The sequence below is a fragment of the Streptomyces sp. NPDC048182 genome, from assembly GCF_043202555.1.
GTDB lineage: Bacteria > Actinomycetota > Actinomycetes > Streptomycetales > Streptomycetaceae > Streptomyces.
This window is the reverse complement of record NZ_JBIDAQ010000004.1, coordinates 208451-229817: the sequence shown is the minus strand read 5'-3', so window position 1 is coordinate 229817 and position 21367 is coordinate 208451. Positions and strand designations below refer to the sequence as shown.

Here is a 21367-nt window from a genome sequence, read left to right as displayed (position 1 = left end):
TCCTCCGCGGCCACTGCCGCTCTCTGTCCTGAAGAACGGCCCCGCTCGCCGGGCGGTTCCGCCCCGCGACCCTGAGACATCCCTGAGGCCGGACCCTTACGTCCGTCTTCGCCCTCCCTCGCATGGTGACCTCGCCCAGTGACCCACGCCACACCTCCGCCACGCCCCGAGCCGTCGGCGTTCCGGTACAGTCGGCGGCCGTTGCCCGGCTAGTCAAATTTGAGGAGCTGTCATCACCGCACGACTCGCCCAGTGCCGGACCCTCTTCCTCCCTGCCGACCCCGCCCGCACCGGAAGCATCGCCTTCTGGCGTCCGGACGGCGAGGCACCTCCGGACGTCCCCGCACGGACAACCGAAGAGCGGACAACCGAAGAACTGGTGGTCGTGGTCCCGGGCGGTGCGGGCGTCGAGCAGGTCACCGTCCCCGCCGTGATGCTGCCGGTGCGCGAGGCCCTGCCGGTGCTCACACGCGCGCGTGCGCGGGCCGGCAGTCACCCGTCGGCCGTGTTCTGGGGCGCGGTCGCCGTGGAGGCGCTGCACCTCCTGGCCCGCGGCCGGCTGCTGCCCGGCCTGTCGGCGGCCGGCCACGACGCCTGGCGTGCGGGTCCGCTGGACGCGGAGGATTTGGCACGCGTCCGTCACCTCGCCGCCGCCATGCCCCCGGAGGCGCACGCCGTCGCGTCGGGGAACACCGCGCCCCTTCGGCTGCCCGCCCCCGAGGGCCTGGTGCGGGCCTTCCTGGACGCCGTCGCCGACACGCTCCCCCGCTCCCCCTCCGCCCCGCTGGTGACCGGCGGACCGCTGTACGCCGCGAGGGAGCCGCGACAGGCCCCCGAACTGGGCCCGTGGGCCGCCGCCGTCGCCGCGGGCCACGACTCGGGCGTACGGCTGTCGCTGCGCGTCGAGCTGACCGGCCCGGCGGCCCACGACCCGGGGGCGGGCGGCGACACGCCGGCCGAGGAGGCCACGGGGGACGACCGGGGACCGGCGTTCCGCGCCGTCCTCCAGGTGCACGGCGTCGGCGAACCGGCGCTCGTGGCGGACGCCGCCGAGGTCTGGGCGGGGACGACGGGCGACGCCTTCGGCGTGCACGCGCGCAGGGACGTCCTGCTCGCGCTCCGCCGCGCGGCCGGGGCCTGGCCGGCGCTGACGCCCCTGCTGTCGGCCGCCGTACCGGACGCCGTCGACCTGCTGGACGAGGAGGTCACCGAGCTGCTCGGGGCGGGTTCGCGGGCCCTCGCGGGCACCGGTGTGGACGTGCACTGGCCCAGGGAGGCGGCCCGCGGCCTGACCGCCCTCGCGGAGGTCGGCCCGCCGGACGACGACGCGGTCCGTGACGTCGCGGCCGGCGGGACGTCCCTGCTGTCGGCCGACGCCCTGCTCGACTTCAAGTGGTCGTTCGCAGTGGGCGGCGAGGCCCTGACGGAAGGGGAACTGGACCGGCTCGCCGAGGCCCGGCGACCCCTGGTGCGGCTGCGCGACCGGTGGGTGCTCGTGGACCCCGAGGAGGCCCGACGCGCCCGCGCGCGGGAGGACCATCGGGTCAGGCCGGTAGAAGCGCTCGCCGCGGCCCTGACCGGTGCGGTGGAGGCCGATGGGAGCCAGGTCGAAGTGCGGCCCACGGGGTGGCTGGCGGCGCTGCGGGAGCGGCTCGCCGAGCAGGCGGACGGAACGCGGGACATCGTGGCGCAGCCGGCCGGGCTCGACGCCACCCTGCGCGACTACCAGCGTCGGGGCCTGGACTGGCTGGTCCGGATGACGTCGCTCGGCCTGGGCTGCTGCCTCGCCGACGACATGGGACTCGGCAAGACCGTCACCCTGATCGCGCTGCATCTGCACCGGCAGACCGATGTGTCGGCCGCCGGGCCCACCCTGGTGGTCTGCCCGACCTCGCTGATGGGCAACTGGCAGCGGGAGATCGAGCGGTTCGCGCCCGGCACCCCTGTGCGGCGCTTCCACGGCGGCCGCCGCAGTCTCGCGGACATCGAGGACGGCGCGTTCGTGCTCACCACGTACGGGACCATGCGGCTGGACGCCGCGCGGCTCGCCGCCGTGCCGTGGGGCCTGGTGGTGGCGGACGAGGCGCAGCACGTGAAGAACCCCTACGCCCGGACCGCGAGGCAGTTGCGCTCCGTCGGCGCACGCGCGCGTGTGGCGCTCACCGGCACGCCGGTGGAGAACAATCTGTCCGAACTGTGGGCGATCCTGGACTGGACCACGCCGGGGCTGCTGGGCCGGCTCGGCACCTTCCGCAGGCGCTACGCGCAGCCGGTGGAGGACGGCGGGGATCCCTTGGCCGCGGAGCAGCTGGCGCGGCTCGTGCGCCCCTTCCTGCTGCGCCGCCGCAAGACCGACCCGGGCATCGCGCCCGAGCTGCCCGCGAAGACCGAGACCGATCGCCCGGTGACCCTGACCACGGAGCAGGCGGGTCTCTACGAGGCCGTGGTGCGCGAGGCGCTCGCGGAGATCGCCGGCAGTGCCGGCGCGGACCGGCGCGGGCTGATCGTGAAGCTGCTGACCGGCCTCAAGCAGATCTGCAACCACCCGGCGCAGTTCCTCAAGGAGGACCGCCCGCGGACGGCGGGCCGCTCGGGGAAGCTGGAACTGCTGGACGAACTCCTCGACACCCTCCTCGCCGAACGCGCCGCCGTGCTGGTCTTCACCCAGTACGTGCGGATGGCGCGGCTGCTCGAACGGCACCTCGCCGCACGGGGCGTGCCCAGTCTGCTGCTGCACGGCGGGACGTCCGTGGCCGCGCGGGAGACCATGGTGCGCCGCTTCCAGGACGGTGAGGTCCCGGTGTTCCTGCTGTCGCTCAAGGCGGCCGGCACGGGACTGAACCTCACGCGCGCGGAGCACGTCGTGCACTACGACCGCTGGTGGAACCCGGCCGTGGAGGCGCAGGCCACCGACCGCGCCCACCGCATCGGGCAGACACGACCGGTGCAGGTGCACCGGCTGATCGCCGAGGGGACGGTCGAGGACCGCATCGCCGCGCTGCTGGGCCGCAAGCGGGAGCTGGCCGACGCGGTGCTGGGCGCCGGCGAGCCGGGGCTGACCGAGCTGACGGACGCGGAACTGGCCGACCTCGTCGAGCTGCGAGGAGACCTCTGATGAGCCGTCACGACGCGATGCCCGCCGCCGGGGCGGGCCCGGAGCGGACGTTCACCGCGCCGCCGCCCCCGCGCGGGCGGGCGTTCGCGGTGACCTGGTGGGGTGCGGCCTGGGTGCGGGCCCTGGAGGAGTCCGCGCTGGACTCGGCGGCAGTGAAGGCGGGGCGCCGGCTGGCCCGCGCGGGCGCGGTCGGGGCGGTCACCGTGCGGCCGGGACGCGTCACGGCGGTCGTCCAGGGCCGGGACGGCACGGCACACCGGGCCGACGTGCTCCTCGCCCCGCTCTCCGACGACCAGTGGGACCGCTTCCTGGACGTGGCGGTCGAACGGTCGGGACACGTCGCCGCCCTGCTGGACTCCGAACTGCCGCCGCATCTCGTGGAGGACGCGGCCTCGGCGGGCGCCGACCTGCTGCCGGGTCCGGGCGACCTGGAGGCGGAGTGCGGCTGCGGGACCTGGGACCACTGCGGGCACACCACCGCCCTCTGCTACCAGGTGGCGGTGCTGCTCGACCGGGACCCGTCGCTGCTGCTGCTGATGCGGGGCCGGGACGGGGCCGCCGTGCTGGCGGCCCTCCAGGCGCACGACGCCGCGCCGGCCCGGGTGACCGGTCCTCCGGAGTGGGTGGACGCCGCTGAGGCGTACGCGACGGGACTGATCCTGCCCGCCCTGCCGGCACCGCCCGCGCTGCCGACCGAGCCGGGCCCGCCGCCGTCCCTGGATACCGGCACGGCTCCCCCGCCCGGCGTCGACCCGGCCGCCCTGGCCTTCCTGGCGTCGGGGGCCGCTGCCGAGGCGCACCGGCTGCTCGCCGAGGCGCTGCGGCCCGGGCACGCCGGGCGGCCGGTGGACGCCGAGCCCACCGTGGCCCTGGACGCCGTACGGCTGGCCGCCGGCGGCCCGGAGCCGGAGGTGCTGGACCGCCTGGGTGAGGGGTCCGGGCGTGACCGGGCGGCGCTGGCCGACGCCGTGCGCGCCTGGCGGCTCGGGGGCGCGGCGGCGCCCGCGGTGCTGGAGGAGGAGTGGGAGGTGCGCGGCGAGGCGCTGGTACGCGCGCGTGCGGCACTGGAAGCCGCCTGGGAGGACGACGGCGACGGGCGCCCGGTGCTGCGGCAGCGGGCCAACCGGTGGACCGTCGAGGGCGCCCCGCATCAGCTCCGCCTGGACCGGCAGGGACGCTGGTGGCCCTACCGGCGGGAGGGCGGCCGTTGGCTCCCTGCGGGCGGCGGCGACCGCGACCCCGCGGCGGCGCTTGCCTCGGCCGCGCTCGCGGGCGGGGACGAGCCGTGACGCGCGGGCGGGGACGAGCCGTGACGTGACCGGCCCGTCCCCGCCCGGGTCGGTCAACGCGCGCCGAGGAGGTGGTCCATGGCGAGCTGGTCGAGCCGCTCGAAGGCCATGCCCCGGGCGGCCGCCGCGTCGACGTCGAAGGTGTCGAAGGCGGCCGGGTCGTCCAGCAGGCCCCGCAGGCCGTCGGCAGCCGTGGGCTGGGCCAGCTCGTCCAGGCGGGACGCGGCGAGCGCCTCCTGGACCTCGGGGTCGGCACGGAAGGCGGCGGCGCGCTCCTTGAGGATCAGGTAGTTGCGCATGCAGCCCTCGGCCGACGCCCAGACGCCGTCCAGGTCCTCGGTCCGCGGCGGCTTGAAGTCGAAGTGCCGCGGACCGGTGTACCCGGCCCGCTCCAGCAGGTCGACCAGCCAGAAGGCGGCCCGCAGGTCGCCGGCGCCGAAGCGCAGGTCCTGGTCGTACTTGATGCCGGTCTGGCCGTTGAGGTCGATGTGGAACAGCTTGCCCGCCCACAGCGCCTGCGCGATGCCGTGCGAGAAGTTGAGCCCGGCCATCTGCTCGTGGCCGACCTCCGGGTTGACGCCGAACAGCTCGGGCCGCTCCAGGCGCTCGATGAAGGCCAGGGCGTGGCCGACCGTGGGCAGCAGGATGTCGCCGCGCGGCTCGTTCGGCTTGGGCTCGATGGCGAACCTCAGGTCGTAGCCCTGCTCGACGACGTACTCGCCGAGCAGGTCGAACGCCTCCTTCATCCGGTCCAGGGCGTCACGGACGTCCTTGGCGGCACCGGACTCGGCGCCCTCGCGGCCGCCCCAGGCCACGTAGACCGACGCGCCCAGCTCGGCCGCCAGGTCGATGTTCCGGATCGTCTTGCGCAGGGCGTAGCGGCGCACGTCACGGTCGTTGGCGGTGAAGGCGCCGTCCTTGAACACCGGGTGGGTGAACAGGTTGGTGGTCGCCATCGGCACCTTCAGGCCGGTGGTGTCCAGCGCCTGGCGGAACCGCTTGATCTGCTCCTGGCGCTCGCCGTCGGCCGTCCCGAACGGGATCAGGTCGTCGTCGTGGAAGGTGACGCCGTAGGCGCCGAGCTCGGCCAGGCGCTCGACCGTCTCCACGGGGTCCAGGGCGCGGCGGGTCGCGTCACCGAACGGGTCGCGGCCCTGCCAGCCGACCGTCCACAGGCCGAAGGTGAACTTGTCCTCAGGGGTGGGCTGGTAGTTCATGTTCGCGGCTCCTCACCGACGAGCGGGTATTTCGTCATCGCGCTTTACAAATTAGTATGCACTCGCGGTTCTGGGAAGAGACCGGGTGTCCCCGAAGCAAGCCGCACGTCCCGAGGAAGCCCGAGAAGAGGGAGCAGCGCGATGTCAGCAGCCGAGGGTCCGCTGGTCGTGGGTGTGGACACGTCCACCCAGTCCACGAAGGTACTGGTCGTCGACGTGGCCACCGGCCGGGTCGTGGCGAGCGGTCAGGCACCGCACACGGTCTCGTCCGGCGCGGGCCGCGAGAGCGACCCGCGCCAGTGGTGGGACGCCCTGCGGCAGGCCCTGGACGGGTGCGGCGAGGCGGCGCGCGAGGCCGCCGCGGTGTCCGTCGGCGGGCAGCAGCACGGCCTGGTCACGCTGGACGCGCGGGGCGAGCCGGTGCGCCCGGCGCTGCTGTGGAACGACGTGCGCTCCGCGCCGCAGGCCCGCCGCCTGGTCGAGGAGCTGGGCGGCGCGAAAGCCTGGGCGGAGCGCACGGGCAGCGTGCCCGGCGCGTCGTTCACGGTGACCAAGTGGGCCTGGCTGACGGAGCACGAGGCGGACGCGGCCCGGGCGACCGCGGCGGTCCGCCTGCCGCACGACTACCTCACCGAGCGGCTCACCGGTGAGGGCACCACCGACCGGGGCGACGCCTCCGGCACCGGCTGGTGGGCCTCCGGCACGGAGTCCTACGACGAGGACGTCCTCGCGCGCGTGGGGCTCGATCCGGCGCTGCTCCCCCGCGTGGTCCGACCCGGCGAGGTGGCCGGCACCGTGCGCGACGGCCATGACCTGCCGTTCGCCAAGGGCACCCTGGTCGCCGCCGGTACCGGCGACAACGCGGCCGCCGCGCTCGGCCTCGGCCTGCGCCCCGGCGTGCCGGTGCTGAGCCTGGGAACCTCCGGGACGGTGTACGCGGTGTCCGAGCGCCGCCCCGCCGACCCGACCGGCACCGTGGCGGGCTTCGCCGACGCGCGCGGCGACTGGCTGCCGCTGGCCTGCACCCTGAACTGCACGCTCGCCGTCGACCGCGTCGCGGCCCTGCTCGGCCTGGACCGGGAGGCCGTGGAGCCCGGCACCGGCGTCACCCTCCTGCCGTACCTGGACGGCGAGCGCACCCCGAACCTGCCGCACGCCTCCGGTCTGCTGACCGGGCTGCGCCACGACACGAGCGCCGGCCAGTTGCTCCAGGCGGCCTACGACGGCGCCGTGCACTCCCTGCTCGGCGCCCTGGACCTGGTCCTCGACGCCGACGCGGACCCCGCCGCGCCGCTGCTGCTGATCGGCGGCGGCGCGCGGGGGCGTGCCTGGCAGGAGACGGTACGGCGGCTGTCGGGGCGGCCGGTGCGGATCCCCGAGGCGAAGGAGCTGGTGGCGCTCGGCGCGGCGGCGCAGGCGGCCGGCCTGCTGACCGGCGAGGACCCGGCGGCCGTCGCCCGGCGCTGGAACACGGCCGAGGGGCCCGTGCTGGACGCCGTGGAACGGGACGAGACGACGCTGACCAGGATCGCCGGGGTACTCTCCGACGCGGCGCCCCTGCTGGAGCGGGGCGCGGACAGCGACTGACGGCACGTGTGCGCCCGTACCGCCGGGGCCGATGGGAGATCCGCCCCACCGGCGCCCGGCCGACCGGGACCTGACGGACCGAGGACGGACACAGGCATGGCCCCGACACCGCCGCAGGCGCGGCCGGCCCGCGCCGGGCGGGCGCTGCCGGACACCCAGCAAGGCATGCGCCGGCGCAATCTCGCGCGCGTGATGCACGCCGTGCGCGACGAGGGGCCGTTGTCCCGGGCCGCCGTCGCCTCGCACATCGGACTGACCCGGGCGGCGGTCTCCACCCTCGTGGACGAACTCGTCCGGGGCGGCCTCCTGGAGGAGCTGGGCCCGGAGCGGCCCGGACGGGTGGGGCGGCCGGGCTCGGCGCTCGCCGTCAGCGCGGCGGGCCCCGCGGGCATCGGCGCGGAGATCGGCGTCGACCATCTCGCGGTCTGCGCGGTCGACCTGCGCGGTCAGGTACGCGCGCGTGCCGTGCGGCACGGCAGCAACCGGGGGCGCGCCCCGGGGCCGGTGACCGAGCGGCTGACGGACCTGGTGCACCGGGTCGTCGCCGAGGCGGCGGCGGAGGGGCTGTGGCCGGCCGGGCTCGCCGTAGCCGTGCCGGGACTCGTGGCGCGCGACGCCCGGACCGTGGTGCGCGCCCCCAACCTCGGGTGGCTCGACACCGACCTGGGCGCGCTGCTGCCGGCCGACCCCCCGCTCACCGTGGGCAACGAGGCCAACTTCGGCGCGCTGGCCGAGCTGTGGCTCGGCGACGGCACGCCGCGGGACTTCCTGCACGTCTCGGCGGAGATCGGCATCGGCGCGGCCGTGGTCGTCGACGGCCGGCTGCTGCGCGGGACCCGGGGCTTCGCGGGCGAGCTGGGACACGTGCCGGTGCACCCCGACGGGCCGGCGTGCGCGTGCGGGGGGCGCGGGTGTCTTGAGCAGTACGCCGGCGAGGAGGCGGTGCTGCGCGCGGCGGGCGTGGAGCCCGGTGAGGACCGCGTCGGGCTGCTCGCCCGGCGGGCCGCGGACGGCGACGAGGATGTGCGGCGGGCGTTGAGCGAGGCGGGCACGGCGCTCGGCATCGCCCTCACCGGCGCGGTCAACCTGCTCGACCCGCGGGGCGTGGTACTCGGCGGGGCGCTGGCCGCCCTCGCCCCCTGGCTGCTGCCGTCGCTGCGGAGCGAGCTGGCCCGGCGCTCGGCCGGTCCGGCCTGCCCGGTCGCCGTGTCGGACCTGGGACCGCAGGGCCCGCTGCTGGGCGCGGCGCACTTCGTGGTGCGGGGCGTTCTGGACGACCCGGCCGCCGTGGCGGGGGCGGTGGCCCGGCAGGGCTGAGGGCGGGGCGGGCTGACGGATCGACCCGGGCCGGGAGTTGGCCGGCGCCCGCTGACGGACCGGGGCCGTACGTCCGCTCGCCGCAGACGGTTCACCCCATCGGGTGGCGAGGTTGTCCACATTCCGCCACCCGTCCACCGATCCGCGTGGCGCTCTTCTGCCCAACCCGAGCCCGCCGTACGGTGATTCGCACAGCCACTCGCCGCGCCCCACCGACGGCGGACGGTCGACGGTCCCACGCGCACCAAGCACTCCGCGCCCCACACCCCCACCCACCCACGTCTCCGCCTGCTCTCCACCGCAGGCACGTCGCGAGGCCCCCCACCCTTGCCGGCGCCGCGCACCGGCACTCATCGACGAAAGGACGTCCCCCCATGGAAACCCCCAGCCGCACGGAACGCCCGGCACCCGCCCCCTCCCGGCGCCGACTCCTGCAAGGCGCCGCCCTCGCCGCGGTGCCCGGCGCCCTGCTCGGCGGCACCCGCGCAGCCGCCGCGCCGAGCGCCGTCGACTACCCCGCCGCCGAGTCGCAGCCGGCGAGCACCTCGAACTACACCCGCTCCAGCCGCCCCACGAGCTATCCGCTCGACCACGTGATCATCCACGTGACGCAGGAGACCTACCCCGACGCCCTGGCCATCTTCCGCGACCCGCAGCGGGCGGTCTCCGCGCACTACGTCGTGCGGTCCGCCGACGGACACGTCGCCCAGTGCGTCCGCGAGGCCGACATCGCCTGGCACGCGGGGAACTGGGACTACAACACCCGCAGCGTCGGCATCGAGCACGAGGGGTGGGTGGACCGCCCGGAGTACTTCACGAACGCCCTCTACGAGCAGTCGGCACGGCTCACGGCGTCGGTCTGCACGAGATACGGCATCCCGAAGGACCGCGCGCACATCATCGGCCACTACGAGGTGCCGGGCAGCGACCACACGGACCCCGGTCCGCTGTGGGACTGGACCCGCTACATCAGGCTCGTCAACTTCTCCTGACCAGCTTCTGATCAAGGAGGACGGGCTCCCCCCGAGGGCACCACACGGCAGGCTCTAGGGTTGACGCGCACAGGCAAGGGTCGGCGGCGGTGGGCGAGGCCGCCGGTACGGGGGCGGACGTCGGGCCTCCGCGCGAAGGGGAGGTCCGCCGATGGTGGCGAGCAGCGGCATTCAGCTCAGTGCGCATTCCGACATGCCGTTCTACCGCCAGATCGTCACCCAGCTGACCTTCATGATCGAGACCGGGGATCTGGCGGCCGGAGCGACTCTGCCCAGTGCCCGGCTGCTCGCCGACAACCTGCACATCAACCGCAACACGGTGGCCCGCGCCTACGGCGAACTGCGGCGCCTCGGTCTGGTGGAGAGCCGGGGCCGCAGCGGCACGGTGGTGGCCGACACCGGGCACGACCCGCACGGCTCCCCGGCGCGGGACCGGGCACGGGACATCCTGGGCGCGGCGGTGCGGGAGTGCATGGAGCTCGGGCTGTCGGCCGCCGAGATCCAGACGATCGCCGGTGCGCTCGCCATGCGCGCGGAGGATCAGCTCCTCAAGGTCTCGTTCGTCGAGTGCAACGCCGACCGGGCCACGTACTTCGCGAACGAGCTGGAAGACCGCGTCGGACTGCGGGTCAGACCGCTGGTGCTCGGAGAGTTCACGGCGGACGAGGAGCAGGCCGACCTCATTCTGACCACGTTCTTCCATCTGGCCGCCGTCCGCGGGATGTGGGACCGGCGGACCACGGAGGTGGTCGCGATCGTCGTCGCCCCGCATGTCCGGACCCTGGTGGAGATCGCGTCCGTGCCGAAGGACCGGACGGTGGGCATCTGGTACTCCACCGACGACCAGGCGGTCAGCATCCGGGACTCGCTCGCCCAGTCGGGCATCGACAACATCAAGGTGCTCGGCGACGCGGAGACCGCCGAGCTCACGGACGCGGACGTCGCGGACATCGATCTCGTCATCATCCCCAGCGAGATGCCGCAGTTGAGGGCACGTCTGGAAGCGCGACTGGAGGGGCGTCCGGCGGGCCGGATCAAGGTGATCGAGTTCGGCAATGTCCTCGACGACGCGTCCGTCCGGATGGTGACCGAGGTCATCGCCGACATGCAGACGGCCAAACGGCTGGGACCGGCGGTCTGACAACTGCACTGCTCGCGGCGGTAGTTCAGGGAGTCGATCTCTTTGGCCCAGTCACTTGGGACAAGGATTGGCCCTAGGCGTGGGGGGAAGCCGGTGTCCACACCGCACCTTCACCGAGACCTTCACACCGAGCGAGATGAGTTGATGGCCGTCGTGAATGAAGCCGTTCGTTCCTCCTCGACCCGGGACCGGGCCGCCGGACCCTCCGGACGGCCGACCGTCCTGGAGCAGTGGGGCGGCACCTCGGGAATGATCTACATGACCCTCCCGGTGGTCGCCTTCGTCATCGGCAACTCCGCGGGCGGGCTCTATGCCGCGATCATCGCGGCCGTGGTGGTCGCCCTCGCCGTCACGGCGGTGCGGATCGCCCGCAAGGAGTCGATCTCGCCCGCCGTCAACGGCCTGCTGGGCGTCGCCGTCGCCGCGGGCGTCTCCCTGTGGACCGGCGATGCCAAGAACTACTTCCTGCTGGAAATCTGGCTGAGTCTGGCCGGCGCCGTCGTCCTTCTCGCCTCCGTCCTCGTCCGCCGCCCGCTGGCCGGGCTCCTGTGGACCTCCATCACCGGCAAGGGCGGCGCCTGGCGCGAGGACCCGACGTCCCGGCGCTACTACGACATCGCCACCCTCGCGCTCGCCGCGGTCTTCGGCGCCCGGTTCGTCGTCCAGCAGTGGCTCTACGACTCGGACGAGACCGGCTGGCTCGGCTTCGCGAAGATCGCCATGGGTTATCCGCTGCTCGCGCTGGCCCTGCTCGTCGTGGCATGGGCGGCTCGGCGCTCGGCCAAGCGCCTGGAGGCGCTGGAGGAGTCCGGGGCGCGCTCCGGCCGTCCGGCCGCCGAGGCCCCGGCGCACCACGCCTGAGCCCCACGGCGCGGACCGCGCCCCCAGGTCCGACCGCCCCCGGAGAACCGACCACCCTGGAGAGCCACCGTGCCCACCTCGCTCCCGCAGAAGCTGTATCTGCTCGCCTACACCGTCGAGAAGGAGAAGTTCGAGGTCCACAACCTCCAGTTCCGGGGGCAGCGGCTGCGCGTCGCGGCGCTCGCGGAGCTGGTGGCGGACGGGGCCCTCGCCGTCGAGCCGGGCAAGAACCCGAAGGCCGTCCGGCGCGGTGACGCACCCCCCGGGGACGCGTTCCTCGCCGAGGTGTGGGGACAGACGTCGCCGGAGAAGCCCAAGAGCTGGCTGGACCTGGTGCACGCGACGGCGCACAGCGCGGAGTCCTCCGTCCGCGCCCAGCTCGCGGAGAGCGGGGAGATCGAGCTTCCGGAGGTCAAGGGGTTGAAGAGGCTGTCACCGCTCGCGCAGCACGAGGTCACCGTCCTCCGCTCCGCCGATGTCACGGCCGTCCGCGACGAGGCCCGGGAGCCCGTCCTGCGGGACACGGACCCGGCTGTCCTGTCGCCGCAGGGCCTGGCGCTCACGGTGATCGCGGCGGAGCAGGACCTCCACCATCTCTTCGGCCGGGACGAGCGCCGCGCGCACAAGAAGACGATCAAGGCGTTCGAGGAGCGGTTCGACACCGCGTTCCCCGGGCTGCGGCTCGCCCTGCAGACCTCGATCAACCTCCTGCGCCCGTCCGGCGGCGGCTGGGGTCAGTGAGGCGATTTTCGACGAGTCGGGCGATCCGCCGGCCAGCCGGCGGTGAGCCTGCCCCTGACACTGCTCTCATGAGGCAGACGTGACGTACATCGATCCCCGGAAGCGCGAGTACGCGGAGGAGAGCGGCTGTCCGCACGCCGCCGAGGAGGTCATCGCCGAGTGGCACGCGCTGGCGGAAGAGGTGGGCCGGGAACTGCGGTACGCCGGTCTGCCCGCCCATGTGACGCGTCCGGGGGCCATGGAGGACCGGCAGGTCGGCGCGTCTGTGCACGTCGACACGGTCGATGGGCCGTCAGGCGGTGTCCACGTCGGCTGGCACACCAGTGACTCCTTCATCAGGACCGTCTTCGTGTGCATGGGCATGGACGGTGAACCGCTCGATCTGCCGAACCCCGTGATGGCGCATCACGCACGAGTGGGTTCGGTCATGCATGACACGATCAGGAGGGTGCTCACACTGGCCGGGTTCCACGTCCGTGACGCGGCCGAAGTCAACGATCTCGCCCCGGGAATCTACGTCACCGCCGGGCACCGCTCGGACCCCGATGACGGGGCCTGGACTGCTGGCCGCCGCCTACGTGGCGCTGCTCGCCGGCGTCGAAGATGCCGAGGACGCCGTCCAGATCGCCGAAGCGCGGGTGGGGACCCTGCTGGGACGGCTCGACCGAGCGCCCGACGAGGACCGGCAGGAGCTGGCCCGGCTCTTCGCCGAGGTCGCCCGCGAAGACGCCGATCCCGCGCACAAGGCCATCGCCTCCGGCTTGTTGGCTAGGGTGAGCGAAGAGAGGCACGAGGGCGGGGTGGACGACGAGGGGGCGGCGCGTGGATCGGCTGACCGGTCATGACCGTGCGTCGGGTCGGCTGGTCGCGGTGCCCGCCGCGCTCGTGGTCGTCGTACTCGGATTCCTGTACGCCGGCGACAGCCGGCCCGGTCGCGTGGACGGGTGGGTGCAGCCGGGTGTCGAAGGGGTGCGGGGGCCGTGGCGGACCGTCGCCCTGGCCACGGACTTCTGGGGGGAGCCCGTCGGGGCGGCGCTCTCCTTGCTGGCCGCCGTGTCGGTCTGCTGCCTGGTGTTCCGGCGTCACCGCTGGGCGGTGTTCGTCGTCGGCGGCACCGCGGCGGCCGTGGTGACCACGACGGTGCTGAAGTACCTGGTGGGGCGCACCATCCACGGCGACGACAACCTGTCCTACCCGAGCGGGCACACCGCCTTCGCCACCGCCTTCGCGCTGACGGTGGCGCTGCTCGTGGCCGGCCGGCTCCGCCTGGGCGGGGCGGCCGGTACGGCGGTCGTGCTGGGAGCCGCGCTGGTGGCGGGGGCCGTGATGGGGTGGGCCGAGGTCGCCCTCGGGGCGCACTATCCGACCGACGTCCTCGGGGGCTGGTGCACCGCGTTGGCGGTGGTGCCGGCGACCGGGTGGGTGGTGGACCGGGTCGCCGGCGGCCGTTGATCTTCCGTCACGCCCGGCGGCGGAACACCGGCTTCACCGGGCGTCCGCCCAGCCAAGGGGTGGGGTCGCCGGCGTCCAGCGCCTTGCGGTACACCGCGCACGCCTCGGCCACCACCTCCACCGTCTGCTCGATGTCGGCGTCGGTGAGCGCGCTGCTCACCACGAAGGAGGGGGCGAGGACGCCGCCCGCGAGGAGGCGGCGCAGGAACAGGGTGCGGTACGGCTGTGAGGGCCGGCGGTCGGCGTCGAGGGTGGCGAAGACCAGGTTGCTGGCCCGGCCCCGGACGAGGACGTGGTCGGCGACGCCCATGCCGGTCGCCGCGTCGCGGACCCCCGCGGCCAGCCGCTCGCCGAGGGCGTGCAGGCGGGCGGTGACGCCCTCCTCGGTGTAGGTCGTCTGCACGGCCATCGCCGCCGCGAGGGAGTGCGTCTCCGCGCCGTGGGTGGTGGAGAGGAGGAAGACCCGGTCGTGGGAGCCTCGCAGCCCGCCCCGCTCCATCAGTTCGCGGCGCCCGGCCAGCGCCGAGACGGCGAAGCCGTTGCCCAGCGCCTTGCCGAAGGCGGAGAGGTCGGGCACGACGCCGTACAGGCCCTGGGCGCCCGCCTCGGACCACCGGAAGCCGGTGATCATCTCGTCGAAGACCAGGACGCAGCCGTGCCGGTCGGCCAGTGCGCGCAGGCCTGCGAGGTAGCCAGGCGGGGGCTCGGTGTGGCCGGCGGGTTCGAGGACGAGGCAGGCGACCTCGTCGGGGTACCGGGCGAGCAGCTCCTCCGTGGCGGCCAGGTCGCCGTAGGGGAAGGCCAGGGTCAGTTCGGTGGTCGACGCCGGGATGCCGGCGGACATCGGGGTGGTGCCGATGAACCAGTCGTCGGTGGAGAAGAAGGGGTGGTCGGCGCAGATCGCCACCCGGGCGCGGCCGGTGGCGGCGCGGGCGAGGCGCACCGCGGCCGTGGTGACGTCGGAGCCGTTCTTCGCGAACTTGACCATCTCCGCCGTGGGCACCGTGGCCAGGAAGCGCTCGGCGGCGTCGGCCTCCATGACGGAGGGGCGGACGAAGTTGCTGCCCCGGTCCAGTTCCCGGCGCACCGCCTCCAGCACCCGCGGGTGGGCGTGGCCGAGGCTGACCGAGCGCAGGCCGGAGCCGTACTCGATGTACCGGTTGCCGTCGACGTCCCACACGTGGGCGCCCCGGCCGTGGCTGATGACCGGGGCCAGGTCCGCGGGGTACTGGTCGTCGCCCTTGGCGTAGGTGTGCGCGCCGCCGGGGATCATGGCGTGCAGCCGCTCGTTCGCCGCCCTCGACCTGGGCAGCGGGAACTCGTCCGTGTTCATGCCGACCTCGGCTCCCCCTGCTTCAGGGCCTCGGCGAGTCCGGGCGCCTTGCGGTCCCGCTCCGACATCGACGTCACCGGCAGCGGCCAGGGGATGGCGAGTTCCGGGTCGTCGTGGGCGATGGTCACGTCCTCGGCCGGGTCGTGCGGGCGGTCGATCCGGTACGAGGTGTCCGCGGTGTCCGTCAGCGCCTGGAAGCCGTGCGCGCAGCCCGCCGGGATGTACAGGGTCGCCTGGGTCTCGCCGGACAGCTCGAAGAAGGCCCGGCCCAGGTAGGTCGGCGAGTCGGGGCGCAGATCCACGACGACGTCGAAGACCCTGCCGTACGAGCACCGCACCAGCTTGGCCTCGCCGGCGCCGGAGCGCAGGTGCAGGCCGCGCAGCACGCCCCGGGCCGAGCGGGACAGGCTGTCCTGGACGAAGGCGCCCGGGTCGAGGCCCACCGAGCGGACCACCTCCGCGTCGAAGGTGCGGCAGAAGAAGCCGCGCTCGTCGGCGTACGGCGTCGGCTCGAACAGGTACGCGCCGGCGACGGCCGGGACTTCGGTCGCCTTCATGGGGCCTCCTCCAGGGTGCGGTCGGCCGTCGGGAGCAGGGCCGAGGTCAACGCCGCCAAACGAGACTCGAGTTGGCGGGTCGCTGTCAGGTTCTGCGCGGCGAGCGTCCGCCGCAGCTCCGCCGCCCGCCGCTCCACCTCCCGGAACTGCTCCAGGAGCCGGTCGGCGTCGACCTCGCGCGCCGGGTGGCAGTGGGCGCCGAGGCCCATCCGGGCCATGAGCGCGTCGCTCTTGGCCGCGTAGCTCAGCGCGAGCGTGGGCGTGCCGGTCCTCAGGGCGCAGACCAGGTTGTGGTAGCGGGTCGCCACCACCGTTTCGGCGGCTGCCGTCTCCTTCATCAGGTCGGCGAGCGAGGCCGCCTCGGCGGCGGTGACCAGCGGCGAGTCCACCGCGGCGAGGATCTCGGCGACCACCGGCCGGTCGCACGCGTCGCCGGTGAGCAGCCGGACGGGCCGGCCCTCCTCGGCCAGCGCGCGGACGAAGCGGGTCGTCCCGTCGAGGTAGCGCCGGTATATCTCGTCGGCCCTGGCCCGGTCGTCGTCGCCGCCGTGGAAGGCCATGACGCCGACGCAGACCGACCCGGGCGCGGTGCTCCCGGCAGGCGCCGGAAGGGCGAAGGCGAGGTCCGGGTGCACCTGGTCGCGCGCGGTGTCCACGCCCATCTCCCGCAGCGCGTCACGGGACAGCTCGTCCCGGTACGACCGGTACGCGGCGAGCCGGGCCGACCAGCGCACCAGGGCCCGGGTGGAGCGCCGCCCGATCGGGGCGGCGCCGACGCCGACCAGCGCGACCGGGGTGCCGAGCAGCCGGCCGGACGCGCAGAGCAGGAACAGCGCGTACGGGAAGCCCCACGGGCGCAGCGGCAGCGTGGCCTCCAGGACGCCCATGCCGGGCACGATCACCACGTCGTGCCGGCGCACCCAGGCGGCGGTGCGGAAGACGTCGACCAGTTTGCCCAGGCCCTTCCCGGCCATCGCGCCCGCCCGGGAGGCGGTCCGGTACTCCCCTCGGTACCAGTGCAGCCGCGTCGCCGCGATGCCGTACCGGGCGGCGACGGTCTCGGGCCCGCCGCACAGCGCGTCGACCACCGCGTCGGGGTGCTCGGCGCGGAGGTGGCCGAGGAGGGCCTCCAGGGACCCGTCGTTGCCCAGGTTGCCGGACCCGAGGAGGCCGAACACCCCTACCCGCGGCGGGGTCATGCCGGCCTCGCGCCGCGGCCGGCCACGAGGGCGTCGACGGAGACCGTGAGCAGGGCCGGGTCGACCGGGGCGCGGTCCTCGACCCGCTCGCCGGCGCCGCCGGGCCTGGCCCGGCTGGTCAGCCAGGTGGCGAGGTGGCGGTAGCAGGCACGCCGGTCGGCCGGGGACAGCGGCGCCCGCCGGATCGCCGAGGCGAAGCCCCAGACGTACTCGGCGAGCAGCCGGGGCGTCGGGTGCAGCGGGCCGGCCCGGCGCGGGTCGAGGTTGACGCACCGGGAGCGCTTGGAGGGGTTGGCCCGCTCGGCGCGGGTGGGGTGGTCGCGGCGGAAGTACAGCAGCTCCGGCACCTGGTGGAAGCGGCCGTGCAGGGTGATCTCGGCGACGAAGGTGCGGTCGGCGTGGTGGTAGCTGTCGTGCGGCTTGACCCGGCGCAGCACGTCGGCCCGCATCACGCCGTAGAAGTCGTCGCCGCCGGGTTCGAAGAGGAGGCTGCGGAAGCGTTCGGGTGCGCTGGGCGAGCCGGTGGCGAGGGTGTAGGCGTAGGGGACGGTCACCCGGCCGGTGCCGTCGATGACGGCCTGGTCGCTGTGGGCGAGGATCACGTCCGGGTGCTCGTCCAGCGCCTCCACGCAGCGGCGCAGCAGGTCGCGGGCGTACAGGTCGTCGTGCGAGGCCCATTTGAACAGTTCGCCGCGGCACTCGGTGAAGACGTGGTTGTGGTTGGGCGCGGCGCCGATGTTCCGGGGCAGCCTGAGGTACCGGACGCGCGAGTCGCGCGCGGCGTAGCGGCGGCAGATGTCCTGGGTGCCGTCGGTGGAGGCGTTGTCGGAGACGACCAGTTCGAAGTCCTCGTAGGTCTGGCCGAGCAGGGCGTCGAATGCCTCGGCGAGGTACTCCTCGCCGTTGTAGACGGGCAGGCCGATACTCAGCCGGGGGTGGGCGGTCATGCGGTCCTCGCTTCGGGAACTTCGGGTGCTTCGGGGACTTCGGGAGCTTCTGGGACGGGAGTGCGGCGGCGCTCGCGCAGCGCGGCCCGCAGCTGGAGCCACCACACGCCCGAGCCGCAGAGGGTCGCGGCGGCCACGCCCCACGCCGAGCCGACCGTGCCGGCCGCGACTGCGCCGCCGAGCCCGCCGCCGACGTAGCAGGCGGAGGTGAAGAGCTGGCAGCGCAGGCTGCGCCGGGCGGCGGCGAGGGCGCGCAGCCCGGCCGCCGCTCCGCTGCCGAGGCCGGCGCCGGCGACGCCGAGGGTGGCCGGCACGATGAGCCGGGCGGCTGAGTGCCAGACGTCGCCGAGGACCAGCTCGCCGGCCCGGGCCGGCATCAGCAGCAGCGCCGCGCCCCAGAGCAGCGCGGCGGCGGCCTGCCCGCCGCCGAGCAGGAGGCAGAACCGGGCGAGGCGGTCCGGGGCCCGCCGGAGTACTCGGGCCGCCTCGGCGACGGTGACCAGCGAGAGGCCCATCAGCAGGGCGAGGAACGGCCCGAGCAGCAGTTCCGCGCCCCGGACCGCCCCCACGGCGCCGACCCCGGCGAGGGCGCCGAGCCCGTACGCCCGCAGCTGGCTGGCGCCGCTGAGGCTGACGTTCTCGACCAGGTACCGGTAGCCGAGGTCGCGCTGCTCGCGCAGCCACCCGCGGGCCCGGGTGGTCCGGGGCCGCAGGCCGGACTGGAGGCAACCGTACCCGGCGGCGACCGCGGCCGAGGCGCCCCAGGCGAGCACGAAGGCGGCCACGCTGCCCACCCGGGCCGCCACGACCATGGCCGGGACCAGCGCGACGCCCCACACGAGGTCGTTGACGAACGCCTTGCGCCCGGCCCCGCCGGCGAAGAACACGAACCGCCAGGCGTCCTGGAGCAGCAGCGCCGGCAGCACGACGCCGAGGCAGGCGAAGGCGGGCCCCACCCGGCCGCCGAGGCCGAGCCCGACCAGCAGGCACACCGCGCCGAGGGCCACCCCGACGCCGAGCGCGGCACCCGAGGAACGGGCGGCCGCCGCCCGCCAGGACGCCTCCGGCACGCCGCTGAAGCGCACCACCAGCGGGTCGGTGGCCAGCCCGCGGGCGACGTTGAGCACCACGCCGTAGGTCAGCCAGGCCAGGCTGAACACGCCGAACGCGGTCAGGCCCAGGGAGTGGGCCACGTAGATGCCCACCGCGAAGTTGGTCATGCTGGAGACCGCCTGGTCGGCAAGGCCCCAGGACAACCGGGCCAGGACGGCCCGCTTGCCGGTCACCGCCCCCTCGGCCGGGGCCCCCTCGGTGGTCATCGGCCTCACGCCTTGATCAGCCCGGCGCCGTGCAGCGCGTCGGCCGCGTCGGCGACGGTGTCGAACGGCAGCCCGGAGCGCTCGGCGACGTCCAGCAGGGAGTGCTCGCCGTCGGAGAGGCTGAGCACCCACAACATCGCCAGCTGGGCCTGCTTGGCGTCGCTGCGTCCGCCGAGCGAGTCGTAGAGGCCGCGCCGGCCGAGCTGCGGCTCGCCGTGGGGGCTGAGGTTGACGTAGTGCCGGTCGCGGTCGAGGACGGCGAACGCCTCGCGGCAGACGGCGAGCGTGTCCGCCATCGCCGCGGGCGTCACGAAGTGCGGGTTGTCCGCCGAGGTGTGGTACTCGGGGTAGCCGGCGTACGGGGTCCGGCTGAGCGAGCCCACGCCGAGGTCGAACCCGGGCGAGCAGAACTGCCGCTCGTCGTAGCCGTAGGGAGTGAACTCCTTGATCTCGTGCGGCCGTTCCGAGGCGGTCAGCACGTGCCGCAGCACCCGGTCGATCTCCGCGTCGCCGCGCCGGGACTGCTTGTAGGTCAGCCGGCCGGGGTCGCCGGCGCAGGCCAGCACCAGGCCGTGCTTGACCCGGTCGATCCGCTCCGCGTTGCGGGCCAGCCAGGTGATCGCCCCGATGGTGCCGGGCGCGTAGAGGAACCGGTAGGTGTAGTAGGGGGTTCGCTCGGCCAGCTCCCGGGCCAGGAAGGTCGCCACCGCGATGCCGGCCAGGTTGTCGTTGGCCAGCGACGGGTGGCAGACGTGGCAGGAGACGAGCACCTCGTCGGGGACCCGGCCGGGGACGACGTGCTCGGCGTAGGTGAGGTGGCCGTCGGCGAGCGTGGAGTCGACGCGCACCTCGTAGTCGCCGTCGGGCAGCGCGTCCAGGGTCTCCTGGGCGAGGCAGAAGCCCCACTCCGGCGTGTAGTAGCTGGTGCGGTACGGCACCCAGGACGGATGGTCGGGCAGGGTGTGCAGGTGGGGGCGGAGTTCGGCGAGCGGCATGGTCGCCGACACCGGCACGCTGTAGCCGAGCACGTGCAGGCTGGACGCGGCGAAGTCGACGACCCGCCGGCCGGTGGCGTCGGCGACGTAGGCGTCCCGGATGTTCCACTCCTGCGGCACCGTCCAGTCGAGCACCTGCGTCCCGGTCGGCACCTCGTGCACCGTCAGGGGGAGGTACTCGCCGACGATGTCCAAGGTGGCGCGCACCCCGTCGCCGGTGATGCTCCGGCACAGCGGGTACAGCCGCTCCACCAGCGCGTGCATCTCCTCGCCGGCGCTCACGGGCGCCGCCGCAGGGTGTCGTCGACCGTGCCGGCTTCGGTGGCGGCGCGCAGCACGGCGAGCCGGGTGAAGCGCTGCTCGAAGTCCGCCCGGGACAGCGCGTGTTCGCGGTAGGCGTCGGCGAGTTCGAGGGCGCCCTGCTTCACCGTCCACTCGCAGTCGAAGCCGGCCGCGGCGGCGCGGAACCGGGAGAAGTCCACCCGGTAGGAGCGCGGGTCGGCGCCGTTCTCCCCGGTGATCCGCACCTCGGAGCCGGCCACCGCCTCGGCGACCTGCGCGGCGATCTCGGCGACCGTCACGTTGTTGACCTCGCTGCCGATGTTGAACGCCCGGTCGTGCACCGCCTCGCGCGGCGCGGTCAGCGCGGCCGTGAAGGCGCGGGCGATGTCGGCGGCGTGCACCAGCGGGCGCCAGGGCGTGCCGTCGGAGAGCACCAGCACCTCGCCGGAGAGCAGCGCGTGGCCCACCAGGTTGTTCAGCACGATGTCGGCGCGCAGCCGGGGCGAGAAGCCGAAGGCGGTGGCGTTGCGCATGTACACGGGAGTGAAGTCGCCGTCGGCCAGGGCGTGCAGGTCGTCCTCGACCCGCACCTTGGACTCCGCGTACGGCGTCACCGGGCGCAGCGGGGCGTCCTCGGCCACCAGGTCGTCGCCGCCGGCGGCGCCGTAGACGGAGCAGGTCGAGGCGTACAGGAAGCGCCGCACCCCGGCGTCGCGGGCCAGCCGGGCCAGGCGCACGGAGGCGTGGTGGTTGATGTCGTAGGTCAGTTCCGGCGCCAGCGAGCCCAGCGGGTCGTTGGAGAGCGCGGCCAGGTGGATCACGGCGTCCACCCCGGCCAGGTGCTCGGCCGTGACGTCGCGCAGGTCGACCCGGTACCCCGGGGGGTCGGCGGGTGCCGGGCCGAGCACGCAGTCGGCGAACAGGCCCGCGTCGAGACCGACGACCTCGTGCCCGGCGGCCCTGAGGACCGGGGCCATCACGGTGCCCAGGTATCCCTGGTGTCCGGTCAGCAGTACGCGCACG

General features: G+C 74.6%; 18 protein-coding genes. 10 read left to right on the top strand and 8 right to left on the bottom strand.

Going from position 1 to position 21367, the window contains the following annotated elements:
* Positions 1-385: 385 nt before the first annotated feature.
* Together ACGFZL_RS09835 and ACGFZL_RS09830 are read left to right on the top strand one after the other, a co-directional pair.
* The gene (locus ACGFZL_RS09835) at positions 386-3115 is read left to right on the top strand and encodes an SNF2-related protein (protein ID WP_393690606.1); all 2730 of its coding nucleotides are present in this window, start codon (positions 386-388) and stop codon (positions 3113-3115) included.
* Positions 3115-4404, top strand: coding sequence for an SWF or SNF family helicase (locus ACGFZL_RS09830; protein ID WP_393690360.1), 1290 nt, complete (start codon positions 3115-3117; stop codon positions 4402-4404). Before ACGFZL_RS09835 ends, ACGFZL_RS09830 begins: the two co-directional genes overlap by 1 nt.
* A gap of 53 nt (positions 4405-4457) precedes the next feature.
* Here the strand turns inward: ACGFZL_RS09830 and xylA are convergent, their stop codons facing one another.
* On the bottom strand, positions 4458-5621 hold the full coding sequence (gene xylA / locus ACGFZL_RS09825; protein ID WP_355169247.1) for a xylose isomerase: 1164 nt from the start codon (positions 5619-5621) through the stop codon (positions 4458-4460).
* 141 nt (positions 5622-5762) lie between these two features.
* On the opposite strand from xylA, the gene xylB reads away from it, so the two are divergent.
* From xylB to ACGFZL_RS09785, 8 genes are all read left to right on the top strand, one after another.
* Entirely contained in the window at positions 5763-7208 is a 1446-nt protein-coding gene (gene xylB / locus ACGFZL_RS09820; RefSeq protein ID WP_393690359.1) for a xylulokinase, read from the top strand.
* 96 nt (positions 7209-7304) lie between these two features.
* Positions 7305-8525 (top strand): ROK family protein, encoded by a 1221-nt coding sequence (locus tag ACGFZL_RS09815; RefSeq protein WP_393690358.1) that lies wholly within the window; start codon positions 7305-7307, stop codon positions 8523-8525.
* A 374-nt stretch (positions 8526-8899) separates the two neighbouring features.
* A complete protein-coding gene (locus tag ACGFZL_RS09810; protein ID WP_393690357.1) occupies positions 8900-9517 on the top strand; it encodes an N-acetylmuramoyl-L-alanine amidase in 618 nt (205 codons plus the stop codon).
* A 193-nt stretch (positions 9518-9710) separates the two neighbouring features.
* A complete protein-coding gene (locus tag ACGFZL_RS09805) occupies positions 9711-10658 on the top strand; it encodes a GntR family transcriptional regulator (RefSeq protein WP_393690356.1) in 948 nt (315 codons plus the stop codon).
* Positions 10659-10802: 144 nt separating this feature from the next.
* Positions 10803-11519, top strand: coding sequence for a DUF3159 domain-containing protein (locus tag ACGFZL_RS09800; RefSeq protein WP_393690355.1), 717 nt, complete (start codon positions 10803-10805; stop codon positions 11517-11519).
* A 69-nt stretch (positions 11520-11588) separates the two neighbouring features.
* Complete coding sequence (locus ACGFZL_RS09795) at positions 11589-12260, top strand: GPP34 family phosphoprotein (RefSeq protein WP_355169259.1); 672 nt, start codon at positions 11589-11591, stop codon at positions 12258-12260.
* A 545-nt stretch (positions 12261-12805) separates the two neighbouring features.
* A complete protein-coding gene (locus tag ACGFZL_RS09790; protein WP_355169261.1) occupies positions 12806-13105 on the top strand; it encodes a hypothetical protein in 300 nt (99 codons plus the stop codon).
* Entirely contained in the window at positions 13083-13712 is a 630-nt protein-coding gene (locus ACGFZL_RS09785) for a phosphatase PAP2 family protein (RefSeq protein ID WP_355169263.1), read from the top strand. The genes ACGFZL_RS09790 and ACGFZL_RS09785 overlap by 23 nt, the downstream gene beginning before the upstream one ends.
* Positions 13713-13719: 7 nt before the next feature.
* On the opposite strand, the gene ACGFZL_RS09780 is transcribed toward ACGFZL_RS09785, so the two are convergent.
* From ACGFZL_RS09780 to ACGFZL_RS09750, 7 genes are read right to left on the bottom strand one after another with little or no spacing between them, the layout of a single operon-like run.
* Complete coding sequence (locus ACGFZL_RS09780) at positions 13720-15045, bottom strand: glutamate-1-semialdehyde 2,1-aminomutase (RefSeq protein WP_393690354.1); 1326 nt, start codon at positions 15043-15045, stop codon at positions 13720-13722.
* Complete coding sequence (locus ACGFZL_RS09775; protein ID WP_393690353.1) at positions 15042-15602, bottom strand: dTDP-4-dehydrorhamnose 3,5-epimerase family protein; 561 nt, start codon at positions 15600-15602, stop codon at positions 15042-15044. Before ACGFZL_RS09775 ends, ACGFZL_RS09780 begins: the two co-directional genes overlap by 4 nt.
* Complete coding sequence (locus tag ACGFZL_RS09770; RefSeq protein ID WP_393690352.1) at positions 15599-16801, bottom strand: polysaccharide pyruvyl transferase family protein; 1203 nt, start codon at positions 16799-16801, stop codon at positions 15599-15601. The genes ACGFZL_RS09775 and ACGFZL_RS09770 overlap by 4 nt, the downstream gene beginning before the upstream one ends.
* Positions 16798-17748, bottom strand: coding sequence for a glycosyltransferase family 2 protein (locus ACGFZL_RS09765; protein ID WP_355169271.1), 951 nt, complete (start codon positions 17746-17748; stop codon positions 16798-16800). The genes ACGFZL_RS09770 and ACGFZL_RS09765 overlap by 4 nt, the downstream gene beginning before the upstream one ends.
* Entirely contained in the window at positions 17745-19067 is a 1323-nt protein-coding gene (locus ACGFZL_RS09760) for a hypothetical protein (protein WP_393690351.1), read from the bottom strand. The genes ACGFZL_RS09765 and ACGFZL_RS09760 overlap by 4 nt, the downstream gene beginning before the upstream one ends.
* Before the next feature lie 5 nt (positions 19068-19072).
* Complete coding sequence (locus ACGFZL_RS09755; RefSeq protein ID WP_393690605.1) at positions 19073-20326, bottom strand: DUF4910 domain-containing protein; 1254 nt, start codon at positions 20324-20326, stop codon at positions 19073-19075.
* A gap of 14 nt (positions 20327-20340) precedes the next feature.
* Entirely contained in the window at positions 20341-21366 is a 1026-nt protein-coding gene (locus ACGFZL_RS09750) for an NAD-dependent epimerase/dehydratase family protein (protein ID WP_393690350.1), read from the bottom strand.
* Between the last annotated feature and the right edge of the window lies 1 nt (position 21367).

Bases quoted from the DNA above. Each gene is read 5' to 3' on its own strand.
- ACGFZL_RS09780 (WP_393690354.1), bottom strand. From the start codon at position 15,045: ATGAACACGGACGAGTTCCCGCTGCCCAGGTCGAGGGCGGCGAACGAG.
- ACGFZL_RS09810 (WP_393690357.1), top strand. From the start codon at position 8,900: ATGGAAACCCCCAGCCGCACGGAACGCCCGGCACCCGCCCCCTCCCGG.
- ACGFZL_RS09760 (WP_393690351.1), bottom strand. From the start codon at position 19,067: ATGACCACCGAGGGGGCCCCGGCCGAGGGGGCGGTGACCGGCAAGCGG.
- ACGFZL_RS09770 (WP_393690352.1), bottom strand. From the start codon at position 16,801: ATGACCCCGCCGCGGGTAGGGGTGTTCGGCCTCCTCGGGTCCGGCAAC.
- ACGFZL_RS09815 (WP_393690358.1), top strand. From the start codon at position 7,305: ATGGCCCCGACACCGCCGCAGGCGCGGCCGGCCCGCGCCGGGCGGGCG.
- ACGFZL_RS09790 (WP_355169261.1), top strand. From the start codon at position 12,806: ATGACGGGGCCTGGACTGCTGGCCGCCGCCTACGTGGCGCTGCTCGCC.
- xylB (WP_393690359.1), top strand. From the start codon at position 5,763: ATGTCAGCAGCCGAGGGTCCGCTGGTCGTGGGTGTGGACACGTCCACC.
- ACGFZL_RS09805 (WP_393690356.1), top strand. From the start codon at position 9,711: ATGCCGTTCTACCGCCAGATCGTCACCCAGCTGACCTTCATGATCGAG.
- xylA (WP_355169247.1), bottom strand. From the start codon at position 5,621: ATGAACTACCAGCCCACCCCTGAGGACAAGTTCACCTTCGGCCTGTGG.
- ACGFZL_RS09775 (WP_393690353.1), bottom strand. From the start codon at position 15,602: ATGAAGGCGACCGAAGTCCCGGCCGTCGCCGGCGCGTACCTGTTCGAG.
- ACGFZL_RS09830 (WP_393690360.1), top strand. From the start codon at position 3,115: ATGAGCCGTCACGACGCGATGCCCGCCGCCGGGGCGGGCCCGGAGCGG.
- ACGFZL_RS09765 (WP_355169271.1), bottom strand. From the start codon at position 17,748: ATGACCGCCCACCCCCGGCTGAGTATCGGCCTGCCCGTCTACAACGGC.
- ACGFZL_RS09755 (WP_393690605.1), bottom strand. From the start codon at position 20,326: ATGCACGCGCTGGTGGAGCGGCTGTACCCGCTGTGCCGGAGCATCACC.
- ACGFZL_RS09800 (WP_393690355.1), top strand. From the start codon at position 10,803: ATGGCCGTCGTGAATGAAGCCGTTCGTTCCTCCTCGACCCGGGACCGG.